The organism is Erwinia sp. MYb375 (genome assembly GCF_037479175.1).
GTDB classification, from domain to species: Bacteria; Pseudomonadota; Gammaproteobacteria; order Enterobacterales; family Enterobacteriaceae; genus Erwinia; species Erwinia rhapontici.
Genome location: NZ_JBBGZS010000023.1, coordinates 323,037 through 336,660 on the forward strand (window position 1 = coordinate 323,037; position 13,624 = coordinate 336,660).

Annotated in this window: 11 protein-coding genes; 1 reads left to right on the top strand and 10 read right to left on the bottom strand. The window is 57.5% G+C overall.

Translation table 11 applies throughout. From position 1 onward, the window contains the following. Positions 1 to 312 precede the first annotated feature (312 nt). The 5 genes from WH279_RS14505 to WH279_RS14525 form a co-directional block, all read right to left on the bottom strand. A complete protein-coding gene (locus tag WH279_RS14505) occupies positions 313 to 1,329 on the bottom strand; it encodes a LacI family DNA-binding transcriptional regulator (protein WP_200643011.1) in 1,017 nt (338 codons plus the stop codon). Positions 1,330 to 1,357: 28 nt separating this feature from the next. Beyond that, on the bottom strand, positions 1,358 to 2,767 hold the full coding sequence (locus WH279_RS14510) for a sucrose-6-phosphate hydrolase (protein WP_339457495.1): 1,410 nt from the start codon (positions 2,765 to 2,767) through the stop codon (positions 1,358 to 1,360). Further along, a complete protein-coding gene (locus WH279_RS14515) occupies positions 2,764 to 4,137 on the bottom strand; it encodes a sucrose-specific PTS transporter subunit IIBC (RefSeq protein ID WP_200643130.1) in 1,374 nt (457 codons plus the stop codon). Before WH279_RS14515 ends, WH279_RS14510 begins: the two co-directional genes overlap by 4 nt. A 32-nt stretch (positions 4,138 to 4,169) precedes the next feature. Continuing rightward, positions 4,170 to 5,699, bottom strand: a complete 1,530-nt coding sequence (locus tag WH279_RS14520) for a carbohydrate porin (RefSeq protein ID WP_339457497.1) — start codon at positions 5,697 to 5,699, stop codon at positions 4,170 to 4,172. Positions 5,700 to 6,556: 857 nt separating this feature from the next. After that, positions 6,557 to 7,477, bottom strand: a complete 921-nt coding sequence (locus WH279_RS14525) for an aminoimidazole riboside kinase (protein ID WP_339457499.1) — start codon at positions 7,475 to 7,477, stop codon at positions 6,557 to 6,559. A 288-nt stretch (positions 7,478 to 7,765) separates the two neighbouring features. Between WH279_RS14525 and WH279_RS14530 the strand changes: the two genes are divergently transcribed. Beyond that, the gene (locus WH279_RS14530; protein ID WP_200643015.1) at positions 7,766 to 8,443 is read left to right on the top strand and encodes a gamma-glutamylcyclotransferase; all 678 of its coding nucleotides are present in this window, start codon (positions 7,766 to 7,768) and stop codon (positions 8,441 to 8,443) included. A 68-nt stretch (positions 8,444 to 8,511) separates the two neighbouring features. On the opposite strand, the gene WH279_RS14535 is transcribed toward WH279_RS14530, so the two are convergent. The 5 genes from WH279_RS14535 to tagF are packed head-to-tail and all read right to left on the bottom strand — an operon-like array spanning position 8,512 to position 13,615. Next, a complete protein-coding gene (locus WH279_RS14535; protein ID WP_339457503.1) occupies positions 8,512 to 9,933 on the bottom strand; it encodes a serine/threonine protein kinase in 1,422 nt (473 codons plus the stop codon). Positions 9,934 to 9,967: 34 nt separating this feature from the next. Beyond that, on the bottom strand, positions 9,968 to 10,918 hold the full coding sequence (locus tag WH279_RS14540) for a hypothetical protein (protein WP_339457505.1): 951 nt from the start codon (positions 10,916 to 10,918) through the stop codon (positions 9,968 to 9,970). A 14-nt stretch (positions 10,919 to 10,932) separates the two neighbouring features. Further along, the gene (locus WH279_RS14545) at positions 10,933 to 11,709 is read right to left on the bottom strand and encodes a PP2C family protein-serine/threonine phosphatase (RefSeq protein ID WP_339457507.1); all 777 of its coding nucleotides are present in this window, start codon (positions 11,707 to 11,709) and stop codon (positions 10,933 to 10,935) included. Further along, positions 11,706 to 12,878, bottom strand: a complete 1,173-nt coding sequence (gene tagH / locus WH279_RS14550) for a type VI secretion system-associated FHA domain protein TagH (protein ID WP_339457509.1) — start codon at positions 12,876 to 12,878, stop codon at positions 11,706 to 11,708. The genes WH279_RS14545 and tagH overlap by 4 nt, the downstream gene beginning before the upstream one ends. A gap of 38 nt (positions 12,879 to 12,916) precedes the next feature. Then, entirely contained in the window at positions 12,917 to 13,615 is a 699-nt protein-coding gene (gene tagF / locus WH279_RS14555; protein WP_339457511.1) for a type VI secretion system-associated protein TagF, read from the bottom strand. Between the last annotated feature and the right edge of the window lie 9 nt (positions 13,616 to 13,624).

A 13,624-nucleotide genomic window follows, 5' to 3' on the forward strand; every position in this document is an offset into this window, starting at 1 on the left:
GGCAACGATCGCCGCAGGCCTATTAAACATAGTCTGACAATATGAAAGACAAGTGGCGAAAGTGTAACCTTTTTTTTTAAATGATCGTAAAAAATTTACGGTTTTTTACGGCCACAATGAGAAATAGTCCTGTAAGGCTCATTTTGTGATATTTGAATGCTATCTCAATGAATAGTTATAGGGTTTATTTGTGAAGTGAAATTAATTTCGCTGAATGTGTGGGTGTTTTTTTAGAGGTGATGGATAAAAACAGGTGCTTTAACAGGGAAGTGAACAGAGGCGATATTTTTCAAGGTTATCGCCTCGAGCGTCTTATAATGCTTTTATCCGTCGCCATTGAAGGCGCGCCGGTAGCCAGCGCTGGGTCACCTCTGGCGTCTGCTCGTCAATCAGCTGCGTCACCATCTCAAAGCAGTTCCAGGCCAGCAGCCGCTCATCCTGGGCAACGGTATCAATACGTACCGACAGCGCATCATAGAGATAGTGATCGTCGAAGCTGCTGAGGTGCATCGGCGTGTTCAGCAAGTCATGCTGGCTGAGGTAGCGCAGTACGCCTTCCTGAAGCCCGCAGGCGGCACAGAACAGCGCCTGAGGCACACGTCCCAGCCGTGAATAGAGTTCTGCAAATAACTCATAGCCAGAGCTGGCATGATAATGACCGTGCATAATCCATTCCGGTTTTACCTCGACTCCCGCACGCTCCAGCCCGAGACGGAAACCCGCCAGGCGATCGCGGGTGGGGGAGATACGTGGCTGGCCGCCAAAGAAGTAAATCTCGTCATACCCTTCGCGCGCGACCGCTTCCATTAGCGTGGCGGTGGGGCCGGTCGCATCGGTGATCACCAGCGGCAGCGTCGACTCGCCCAGATGGCGGTCAAAAAGCACCACCGGCAGCTGCTGGTTAATTTTCTGGTACTCGGTATCGTTCAACTGGCTTGAGGCGACAATCAGGGCGTCGACCTGGCGTTGGATCAGGTTATTGACCGCCAGCGTTTCCTGGCTGGCGTTCTCTGCCGTGCAGGCGATCAGCAGCTGTAAACCTGCATCGCGGCACAGCATCTCGAGTTCGTGAGAGAAACGGGCAAACCCCTGGTTGGTCATTTCCGGGACGACCAGCCCGATGGTATTGCTGCGCGCAGAATTGAGGGCGCGGGCGTGGATACTCGGCTGGTAATGTTGCTGACGGGCGATCTCCAGCACGCGTTCACGTGTCGCTTCGGCCACGCGGAGCTCTTTCCCACGGCCATTGAGGACCAGACTGGCGGTAGATTTAGAAACGCCCGCCAGCCGGGCAATATCGTTAATCGTGATACGTTTGTTTTTAGTCACAGTGGCTTACGTGTGAGGGCTCATCGGCTTATTCTATCACGCATTGCCGCAAGCTCCAGTGACGCAGCCCGATCTCTCCCGTGCCGTTAAAATGCAACTCAGGGTTTGCGGACGGGAAATAGCGCGACGACATGACGGCTTCGCCATCGTTGATGAAGATCTCTACGCTGGAGCGATCGCACATCAAGCGCAGCGTACGCACCTCACCCCGCCAGTAACGCTCTTCGGGTTCACCGCTGCGCAGATTGTTGCGCCGCAGCGTGACGCCCTGAGCATGGATCGCCAGGTGTAACTCCCCCGCGAAATCAAGCTCACAGGCGCCGCTAACGGTCAGCGCCAGCTCGGCGCTGTTAACGGGCAGGGCAGGCAGCGTTTGCGCGCTACCCGCTAACCGGCTCTCCTCACCGCGCAGCTGTTGCAGTTCACGGGCGGGTTGCTGATACAGCCGGTCACCGTGCAGCGTCAGCTCGCGCGGACAGGTCATGATATGCATCCAGCCATTTGCCTGTGTGGGCTGGAAGAACTCATCGCCGTCAGGGATCCCCATCCAGCCGATCAGCAGGCGGCGACCGTCGTCACTGAGGCAGGTTTGCGGCGCGTAAAACTCAAACCCCAGGTCAAGTTCGTGGAATTCATCATGACGGAACTGATGGGTGTTGTAGTCGAAGGAACCGCAGAAATAGCCACTCTGGAAGGTATTGCGCCAGCGCCACTCTTCAACCGCCAGCCCCTGCGGGCAGACCACCAGCACGCTGCGACCATCCAGTTCGAACAGGTCAGGGCACTCCCACATATAGCCAAACTCGCCCAGCCCGTTCATGTGGCTTCCGGCAATTTCGCCCAGCGATGTCCACTGATGCAGGTCGGGGGAACGGAACAGCAGAACCTTGCCCTGCAACGCCAGATCCTGTGCACCCAGCACCATGTACCACAGTCCGTCGTGCTGCCAGACTTTGGGGTCACGGACATGGCCGGTATAGCCTTCCGGTAAGGCCAGCACCGGGCCATGCTTATGGAATTCACCCTGTTCATCACGCGTGGCCAGGCACTGCCAGGCGGTGCGGCTGCCATCGTCAAACTTGACGTTTCCGGTGTAGAGCAGCGTCATCACGCCCTGGTTATCGACCGCGCTGCCGGAGTAACAGCCGTGGCTTTCATAGGATTCGGAGGGCGCAAGCGCCAGCGGTTCATGCCGCCAGTTGACCAAATCCGCCGAACTCCACTGGCCCCAGAACTTGGCGCCATGCGCGCAGGCCAGCGGGTTCCACTGATAGCACAGCACGTAGCGCTGATTGAAGTGGATGAATCCATTCGGGTCGTTCATTAACCCGACAGGCGGGGCAAGATGCCACGCCGGACGATGATGATCGGCTGCCGCACGCTGCTGGCCAGAGAGGACCGCCCGCAACGCCTGTTTGAGCAGGTGGGCTTCACTCATGCTTTCACCTCAAATTTGATTTTCAACAGCAGTGACAGGACAAACGCCGTGCCGAAGGCGATAACCATGCCGATGAGATAATTGAGCATTGAACTGGCCTGCACAATCGCCATGCCTGGTAGTGCTGTCAGCCCCACGGCGGTCATATTCACGTGCATCGTCACAACCCAGGCACCGCCGAGCGCGCCACCCACAAGTCCGGCGATAAACGGCTTAATATAGCGCAGATTCACCCCAAAAATGGCGGCTTCGGTAATGCCCAGCATCGCCGAAAAGGCGGAGGGCAGTACGATACTGCGCACTTTAATATCACGGGTTTTAAACCACACCGCCAGGCAGGCCCCTCCCTGCGCCACGTTCGCCATGGACCAGATCGGTAACAGGAAATTGACACCAATCGACGGGTTGCCGAGTAATCCGGCCTCGATGGCATGGAAACTGTGGTGGATGCCGGTGATGACAATCACCGAATAAAGACCACCAAACAGCAATCCGGCCAGCCAGCCCGCATGGGCGATCAGCGTACTGAGAACCAGTGAAATGCCATCCCCGAGCATACGTCCTGCCGGGCCAATGATCAGCAGGGCGATAAAGCCGGAGATAATCACGGTCAGGAACGGGGTCAGGATTATATCCAGCGCATCCGGGATCACCCGGCGCAGACGCTTCTCGCAGTGGCTCATAAACCAGACGGCCAGCAGCACCGGGAATACCGTTCCCTGATAGCCGATCATCGCAATCTCCAGCCCAAAGAAATTCATGGTATGGAAACCGCTGGCAACGCCCCAGGCATTGGTCAGCGCCGGGTGCGTGAGGATGCCACCCAGCGTGGCACCCAGATAGGGGTTGCCGCCAAACTCACGGGCGGCGGTAAAGCCGATCAGGATGGGCAGAATGATAAAGGCTGCCGAGCTGCACATATCCAGCATGATAAACAGCGCGCTACTGGCATCTACCCAGCCGTAGGTTTTCACCATCCCCAGCAGGCCCATCAGCAGGCCTGAAGCGACGATCGCCGGAATAATCGGCACAAAGATATTCGATAATACCCGGGCGATCCGCTGGAACGGATTCAGCTTCTGTGCCGCGATATCGGCCGCTTCGCTCTTGCTGGACTCGTTAATCCCGGCTTCTTTTACAAAGGCGGCGTGGACTTTGTTGACGATGCCGCTGCCGAAGATCACCTGCATCTGTCCGGCGTTGCGGAAGCAGCCTTTCACCCCTTCCAGCGCCTCAATGGCGTCTTTCTGCACTAACTCATCATCGACCATCACCAGCCGCAGACGCGTGGCGCAGTGCGCAGCGCTGGCTATATTTTCCCGACCACCGAGTAACGGCAGCAGTTCCCGGGCAATTTTTTCAAAATCCATCATGTCACCTTCTATTTATTGTGATGAGTTCATCAGAACCAGGTTTCCATCTGCACACCGAAGTTCCATTCGCCGCCTGCGCTGAAGCCGCTGCTGCCGAATGAATCGTCGCTGGCATAGCGATCAAGCGAGCTGTTCCAGTCCATCCAGCTGGCGAAGAGGCGGATCTCCGGACGGGTAAAGAAATCACCGATATCAGCCACTTTAAAGGTGGGTGCAACGGTGAGTTTCCAGAAACTGCCGGATACTGCCTGACGATCTTTATAGCCTTGCGGATCGAGGTCCATATACTGATAGCTGCCTTCGTAGGCGAGGGCAAAGTTTTGGTTAATCTCCTGGATCAAACGCGCATTGAGCGTGGCCCAGCGATAGTGGTCACCGGCGGCATAACGATCGCTGCTGGTTTGCGCCAGCACGGCCGGGGCAAAACTCCATGTTTTATTCAGCGGCGTGACGCCGTAGCTGGCGAGGCGCCAGGTTTCTGCCTGTTGGGTCAGATTGCCGTCAGAGCCGATGCCTTTCACTTCGGCCCCGAGCCCGCGACCATACAGCAGGGCGGTTTTCGCCGATCCTTCGCGCAGGCCCCAGAAACTGTCGTTGTGCAGTGCCAGCATCGCGTGAACACCGCTGTCACCGGCATTGTCATTCTCGCGGCTCGGATTCAGGCGCTCATCGTTATCTTTTGCCCGCAGCCCGCTGACCATCAGCTGGAATGGACCGGCAAAGTTATTACTGGTGACAATGTAGTTCTGAATGGTGTTATCAATTGCTTCAATATCACCGAAGTTACGCCCGTACAGCGAGAAGTTACTCTTCAGGCCATCCGCCCACTGGACGTCATAGATCCCGCCCCCGGTTCCGGCGAGGAACACCACATCCGAGTCAAGCCAGTGAATATCGAAGTTATCGCGGTCAAAGCGTTTACCCGCCCACAGCGTGCTCTGGTCAAACACACCGGTGAATTCTGGCAAATTGCCCAGTTCAACAAACGCCTGGCGTATGTTCAGTTCGCTGGTGCTGCCTGTCCAGTCGTTATAATCCCGCTGGCCGTCGGCCAGCATCGCCTTGAAGCGCGTGGTGGCACCGTTGGCAAGCTGCTGCTTGTGTTCAAAGTTCAGCTCAACGTAGGTGTTGTTTTCGTTACCCAGTCGCCCAACTGCACCGCCAGTGTCCCCGGCGGGCGTCAGATAGGGGCCACTTTGCGTTCCTGCAGCGGAATCATTCATGATCAGACCGGAACGTGCATAGCCGTGGAATTCGAAACCGTCAGCGAAATTGCTGGTGCTGGTGGCCGCGGCTGTGGTGGCCGGAGCGGGGGCACTGGCCGCCACAGGCAGGGCGGCGGGCTGTTTCTGTTGCTGTGTTTCCAGGCGGACGATTTTTTTCTCTGCTGTCTCTGCACGTTTTTCCGCCATCGTGGCACGATCTTCGGCTTTTTGCAGACGTTGCTCCATCGCCATCAGTCGCTCTTCCAGGCTGGTTAGCGTGGGTGCGGCGAAGCTGAATGTCGGTACGGCCAGAGCGAGGCTAATGGCGGTCGCCAGAATACGAGGTTTGATCATTTGCACGGTTCCCAGAGTGATTGTTTTGTTTTTTGCTAAACCGGTTCGACGCAGAGAGTAAGCGAAGCGGATTATGTATTTCAATCACATTGGCTAACCCGGTTTAGGAAGTGTGATCGGGTTGGCAGTTTAGCGTTGGTTGGGGGGCTGGGCAGGTGGGGTTAAGGTCAAGGTCAACGTCTTAAGGTCAACGTCAACGTCTTAAGGTCAAGGGCGTTTCGCTTTCCCGCTGCGCGGGCTGAGCGACCCAGGGCGGCCAGTCGCCGCCGCCCTGGGGACCCGGGCTTGCGGCAGGCGCATCGCCCGCTAAAGCGGGTTCCCTCAGTCGGTCGGCTTTCCCGCCGGACCGGGCGTGACGGGACATCCCTGTCCCGGCTCACCCTCTCGCCGACGTCCTGTCGGCTCGTCCTGGAAATCCGCCCTCCTTCGGCGAGGCTTAATTGCCGCTCAAAGGTCAAAATCAAAAAAATCAAAAAAATCAAAGACAAACTAAAAATAAGCCAAATACAAAAGAACCTTTTGACTCATTTTTATTCTTTGGATTTTGACCTGGGTTTTGATGTTGAGGCGGCAATTAAGCTGCGCTGAGGAAGCGATGTGAACCAGGATGAACCGCCAGGAAGGCGGTGAAAGCTCGGGCCGGCACAGGGAGGTGCCGTCACGAGCGGTCCGTCGGTGAACGGAGTTTGCGAAGGCACCCGCTGGAAGCGGGCGCAGCGCCTGCCGCAAGCCCGGGGTCAAGGGGCGGCGGCGACTGGCCGCCCCTTGTCGCTCAACCCGCGACAGCGGGAAAGCGAAACGCCCTTGACCTTAAGACCTTGACCTTAAGACCTTGATCTTGCCTTTCGGGTCGACCCCTAAAATTTCATAAGATCAACAGCATAAGGCAGGGCGGTCATCGCCCCTTTAGCGGTAGTCGCCGCCGCACCACTGCGCTGCGCCTGTTGAATGGCCTCATCAAGCCGCTCAGGTACCAGCGGATGCGCTTCGGTCGCCAGCGCAGCCAACAGCCCGGCGACGAACGCATCGCCCGCGCCCGTGGTATCCACCACCTCAACACGCGGGGCAGCCACGTGCTGAACAGACCCGGCCTGCCACAGGTACACACCCTGACTACCGCAGGTCACCAGCAGCAGTGACGGTTGATACTGTAGGGTGAAGCGATCGATACCTGCCGCCAGGTCGCGACACGCCGTCAGGGCGCAAAGCTCATCTTCTGACAGCTTGATAATGTCGGCCAGCGCGAAGGCATCGGCCAGTACAGCAGCCATTTCCACAGGGTCTGACCATAAATCATCGCGTAGATTGGGATCGAAGCTGACCCAGCCTCCGGCCGCTTTTATCGCGCGCATCGCCTGCATTGCCGCGCTGCGTGAGGGTTCTGCACTCAGGGCGATGGAGCATAAATGCAGCCCTTCACCGGCATGGAAAGAGGGCAAACGGTCGGCACTGAGAGACAGGTCAGCCGCAGGACGCACCATAAACGTAAACTGGCGTTCTCCCTCCGCATCCAGACTGACCAGCACCGTCGACGTGCGCTGGCCCGGGGCGCGATACATCCAGTCGATATTCACGTTTTCCTGGTGCAGGGTTTGTTGCAGGAATTCACCAAAGGGATCGTCGCCGACGCAGCCGATAAACGCGCTATGGCCGCCAAGGCGCGCAATGCCCACGGCCACATTGGCAGGGGCACCGCCAGGGCACTTCAGCAAATGTGTTTCCCCCTCGGGCAGGAGGTCCACTACCGCATCGCCCAGTACCCAGATTTTCTTGCTCATTGTCATCATCCTGAAGTGGTTATCTGACGAAAAGCTAAACTGGTTTAGCAAAAAAATCAAAATTCTTTTATCATTTTGACGGTGGCTGGGCAGAGAAGGCGTAAAGATTTTCCCCTGGCTGCCGATCACCTTAAGTGAAACTTTTTTCTTTTGTGATCGCCTTCAAACTTGATTGCGTACGCGGAAATGCATAAGGTCGTTGATAGCATTCAGATGTTGCTGAAAACGAGACAATTCACGGAAGCAGTCAGGACAGCGTGGACGTTAAGCTGGGGTGTTGGAGGTGCAATGTTAACAAGAGATTTCCTGTTACAGGCCGATTGTAAAACGGCGTTTGGCGATATCGAAGAGTCATTGTTGTGGACCTGTGAACAACGAGCTGCTTCGCTGGCGGCGGCGCTTGCCTGTCGCCCCGATCACAGTCCGGTATGGATTTTTGGCTACGGCTCCCTGATGTGGAACCCGGTATTTGAGGCCGATGAAGTCGCTGCCGGTACACTGAACGGCTGGCACCGGGCGTTCTGCCTGCGGCTGACCGCCGGGCGCGGTACCGCCAGCCAGCCCGGGCGCATGCTGGCACTGAAAGAGGGCGGGCAAACCACCGGACTCGCGTTCTGCCTGCCAGAGGAAAAGCTGCATGAAGAGCTGGAACTGCTGTGGAAGCGTGAGATGATCACCGGCTGTTATCTGCCAACCTGGTGTGACATGGCGCTGGATGACGGGCGCACGGTGACCGCACTGGTCTTTGTGATGGACCCGCGCCATGCGCTGTATGAGCCGGACTCCTGCCCGAAAACCATCGCGCCATTGATCGCACAAGCGAAAGGGCCGTTGGGCACCAACGCGCAGTATCTGTTTTCGCTGGAAACAGAGCTGAAGCAGCGGGGGATGCATGACGATTGTCTGACGGACCTGGTGCAGCGTGTGCGTGAATTACAGCAGTGCCACAATGGATTGGTGGGATAACCGCATCGCGATGGCCCACACGGAATAACGTCAAATGTGTATCCCGTGTGGGCATCGAACCCGCAGAACTAGCGCCCTGGGTTAATTAACCAGGTGCCTGCATGATCAATCTTCAACTGCTGACTGTGAACACCGGTTGAGGTACGCACTTCCAGATGATAATCCCCTGCCGCCAGGTTCAACGAGGCGTAACCGTTGTTGTTAGGTTTAACCTCCATCACATTGCCGTTCAGCAGCAGAGATTCGTTACTGCTCAGTTTCAGGTAGACGGTTGCCATCGCCGGCGCGCTGGCGGCAGGCGTCTGCACGGCGGCGGTAACGCTGCCGGGGGCATTGCTGGCGGCGGCAGAATGCTCGGGTGCTACATTATCGCTACGATTCAGTCCCCACACCAGGGCCGCTACTGCGATGACGGCCAGGCCACTGAGTAACATCAGCGGCCGCGACAGGCGTCTGGCCACGCGCGGTGCCATAACCGGCTCCGTGGTGCCCGCAGCAGGATTAACCGCCAGCGCAACGGGTTCGGGATCGGGTAACTGAGGCGGCTCTTCCTGCGGCACCACCACGTTACTCACCAGTTCACCCATTTCACTCACCGGAGAATCGAGCAGGGCGGCCAGATCATCAATGGACTGCGGACGCTGTTGCGGGTCCATCTGTAATGCCTGGTCAATCGCATTGAGCAGCGACAGAGAATAGCCTTCCGGGCGTAACGTGCTGAGCGGCTGGTAGTGGTCTTCGATGCAGCGCACCACGCTGACCGGCGGCGGATTGCCCGTAATCAGCGTATGCAGCACGGCGCCCAGCGCGTAGATATCGGTCCAGGGACCCTGATCGCTGTCGCCTTCTTCGCTGTACTGTTCAATCGGCGCATAACCCGGTTTCAGCATAATCTCCGTTTCATCGGAAAGGTTACCGATCTCTTTGCGCGCCGAGCCGAAGTCGAGCAAGACCGGCAGCTGATTTTCCTGAATCTGAATATTATCCAGCGAGATATCACGGTGCAGATAACCCGCGCGATGGAGGGTATTGATGGCACCGAACAGTGGCGGAAGCAGCTGGCGTATCCATGCCTCGTTAATGCTTTCCGGGCTGCCCTGTTGCCACTCTTTCAGCGTCATCCCGCTGTAAAACAGCGTCCCCATATACGCGGTGCCGTTCTCTTCCCAGAAACGCAGGACGTGCAGCAGCCCAGGGTGATTAAACCGGGCCAGCAGCCGTGCTTCCTGGATAAAACTGTTGAGCCCGGCGTTAAATAAACGCTGGTAGCGTTCGCCGCGCAGCTGGATGGCGAGGTCGTCGTTGCGGCTGGCCAGTGACACCGGCAGATACTCTTTGATCGCAATCGTCCGTTCCAGCAGATGATCCCAGGCGCGATACACAATGCCGAAACCGCCGCCCCCGATCACTTCCTTGATTTCAAACTCATTAAAACGGTAGCCCGCCGGGAGGGCGTTCGGGACATTTTTTTGTTGTTCGTTTGCCGACATAGTGAAACGCTCCTGGCGTCCTGATAAACGGGGTTTAGTTAACGGTGCGCCAGGCGCCAATCGCCGGGTCGGCCAGGTCGGCGTGCAGGTCATCCACCAACAGCACGTTCACTTTCACACCTGCGTCGATGACGCCTGACCAGGTTTTGCGTACGGTATCCACCGTTGCTTTCAACGCAGCGCCATCGCTGGCCTGCGCTTTGTCCATCTTCACCAGCAGCGCACCATCAAAAGACCACACATGCAGGTTGTGATTAAAGGGCAGCACCAGCCAGCTGTTAGGGGCATCGCGGCGTGCCAGCACCAGGCGCTGGTTATTCACCGCCACCACATCAAGAGAGTCTGGCGTCGGATGCAGATGCGTCAGCGGGTAGCCCTGATAGAAACTGACGGCCAGCGGTTCACGCGTGTTGCCCTGAGCCAGTGTCAGTGTACTCGCGCCTTCCAGCCAGCCCTCAGTAGAGCAATTCATCGTTTTATCGTCAGGGATAAACAGCGACTGGCCGTTATCATCCCACCAGGTGCGGAAATGGCAGCCGCCGGGAAGATCGAAATGCTGTAACGGCTCGGCGTTAGCAGGCTGTGACAGATCGAGTGGCGAGGCATTACTGGCCGTTGCCGTCGCGGTGGCATCCGCGGTGACAATCGGGCGCCAGCTCTGCTCTTTTGCCGCCGTGCCGGTAGCCAGTACGGTGCCTTTACCATTGGTCATCTGCCAGGGCAGTTCCAGCAGTTTGCCACACTGATTTTGCAGTAAATTTCCCACGCGAGGCAAGAAACTGGTCAGTACGCCCGACTCGGTACTTTTACCGGAAACGATGCGCAGGTTAAGCGACTCCTCACACCATGCCGCAGGCGTGTTGCTGGTCACATTATCGATAAACACTTCCAGCTCAAGGCTGGGGGAATAGACCACTCGATAGTCTGCCGCCTGGGCCGTGGTGGCGAACAACAGAGTCAATGTAGCTGGCAACCAAAATTTCATAGCATTCCTTGGTGTTAATCGCGTGGCGGGAGAAAACGGGCAGAATCCGCCATGGAAAAGAGTAATGTGGTCTCCTGGGGTGAACCCACCCATACCGCCACGGCGCTCAGATTATCTGTTTTTGCGCCACGGTCGATGGCTTTTTGCATCAGTGCCAGCCACTCGGCAGGGGAATTGACCATGCGCAGCGCCTGTTCCATCTCGGCGGGCATCAGGTTGCTCCAGAATCCATCCGTGCAAATCAAGAATGCATCACCATCTTCCAGCGCCATCACTTCGCTGTAACCATGCGGGCTCGTGGTATCAGCCCCCAGGGCGTTATACAGTAAATTACTGTTAATTCCCGTATTTTCGTAACCTGCATCCTGCAACTGCTGCACCAGACTGTGGTCGCGGGTCACGCTATGGACGACCCCGCGACGGAAGAGATAGACCCGGCTGTCCCCGGCATGAACCCACCAGGCGTGCAGGCTGGCGCGGTCAATAAACAGCGCTGCCAGCGTGGTACTCATCTGGTGAAAATTCGGATTAATCTCCTGCACGTGGCGAATGGCTTGCTCGGTATTTTCGATCAGCGTTGCTGTCTGCTCAGGGTGCAGAGGCGCTTCACCGTCAAGCTGACCGAGCAGGGTATCGCGGGCAATTTGCGCGGCCAGTTCGCCACCCGCGTTCCCTGCCACGCCATCGCAGACCATAAAGCAGGCACTGTGTTGCCCCAGCAGGGCGCCGATGGTGTCCTGATTACTTTCACGCAGGCCGATCTGGCTGGTGGCAAAATAATTGATATTCATGCGTCTTCCGGGGGAGTTTGCGAATCTTTATATTGATTAACTTCCATATCGTAAGCGTGCAGGAACGCTTCACCAAACAGGGTGTGGAAGTCATCCTCAATTTCACCCGCGGTCTGCTGATAGTGGCGCATAAAATAGTCCCAAAGCGCCGCTTTCTTCGTACTGCTCAACGCCAGACGCGGCACCACGCCATCGCGCCGGGCCAAATCTTCCAGCCGCTGCGGATTAAAGGATTGCAACATTGCGGCAATAATGGCGCGAATACCCGCGATCATCCCCAACTGGTGGGCCTGCAAATCAACCAGTGCATCGCGTACTGCTTGCTCCGGTGGCATAAAGCCCGGCATCTGGCTCTGGTAAATCTGCATTAATACGGTTTTACCGGAGGGGAGGATCTTGAAGGGATTATTTGCCTCATTCAGGATCATGGTCATCTCTGCCTTAACCCCGCGTTTGAGGATCGAGCGTGACGACAGCAACGCAACCGTTCCCTGAGAGAACAGGCTCAGCATACGCCCGGTGGTACGCATCTGGTCTTCAGTCAGCGGGGTTTTATCCAGCGTGGTATCCAGCCCCATACCGTCCAGCAGGGCGGCCAGCAGGCGCTGTTCACGTGAGCCCTCTGCACTGCCGTCATGAGTGCCTGGGGGCGCATCGTTGCCGACCGGATCGATGCCCAGGCGGGCCACCGTCTGGCGTGCCGATCGCAGCCCAAGCGCCTCTGCACTCAGGCTTTCCACCGGCGGCACGATAAGGTCATCCGCGGTGTGCTGCATTCTTAAGGGATCGTCATTGCTGCCATCATCGTCAGCAAACAGCGACAGCGGATCAATATGTTGCTCTGTGGCGACGGTGACGCGCTGCGGGTCGCTGACATCAATCTGATAAGGGCCAATGGCTAAGGTATCGCCGTGATCAAGCATCACCTGGCTGCCGCGCATCAGTTCGCTGCCGTTGTGGATCACCGCGATCACACTGCCCTGGTTGGTCAGACGGCAGTCGCCGTTCGCCGCCACATGCACCAGCGCCTGCAAACGCGAGATGGCCCGGTCAGGGTCGGGCAGCACCAGATCGTTATCAACGCTGCGGCCAATCGTGCCGCCGGGGGGCAAAAAATCACAGGCGGTTATCGGAACATCGGCCTGATTCTGCAAAATGGTCAATCGCATGCGTTTTTCCTGCAATGAGGCACCAAGGCCTGATCACTCTATTCAAACATCGGCGGATAGAGTCCGTGACGGCCCGACAGCGATCCGGCCGCCGGATGAAATAACTGCGAAAACAGCTGAGCGGTCAAATTACCGCTGTGCTTATGGCTGGCAAGCGGATAGCCATCGCTCTGATTAGTCCACCAGTAACTGGTGTACTGCAAGGGATCAAAGCGCGCGGCGACTTCCCGCCAGGCCAGCGTACAGGGCAGATCCTGATAGCCAATCACATCCATAATATCGGAGCGCCCGGTGTCCGGTAACGACAGCGGCGGGATGCCCCGCAGCGCCTGTTCCAGCCAGTCGGCGGAGTGCATCTGTTGTATGGCCTGATTCATCGTGGCGCCCAGCTCCTGGAACCATTCCCCGGAGATGGACAGCTGAGCCGGGTGCCAGGCTTTTACCGGCACGCTCTGAATCACCAGCAACGGCCATGCGCGCCCGACTCTGTCGCGCGACGGCATCATGCAGCCGATCTGCACGCGCTGTACGCCTATGGTGGCGGGCAGCGCAAAGTTCCAGATCGGCGCGCGGCTGAACGGGTCAGTGGTTCCGTCATGATGGTGATGCCAGTGCGCCAGCCCGAGCTGAAACCAGTTCGACCAACTGTCAATCAGTGCCTGCGGCATCCGGCGCAGTAAAAAGTCGCCGGCCGTTGGAAGCTTGCCATACCATCCCAGGTCATTTTTTACTGCCATGATGACGAC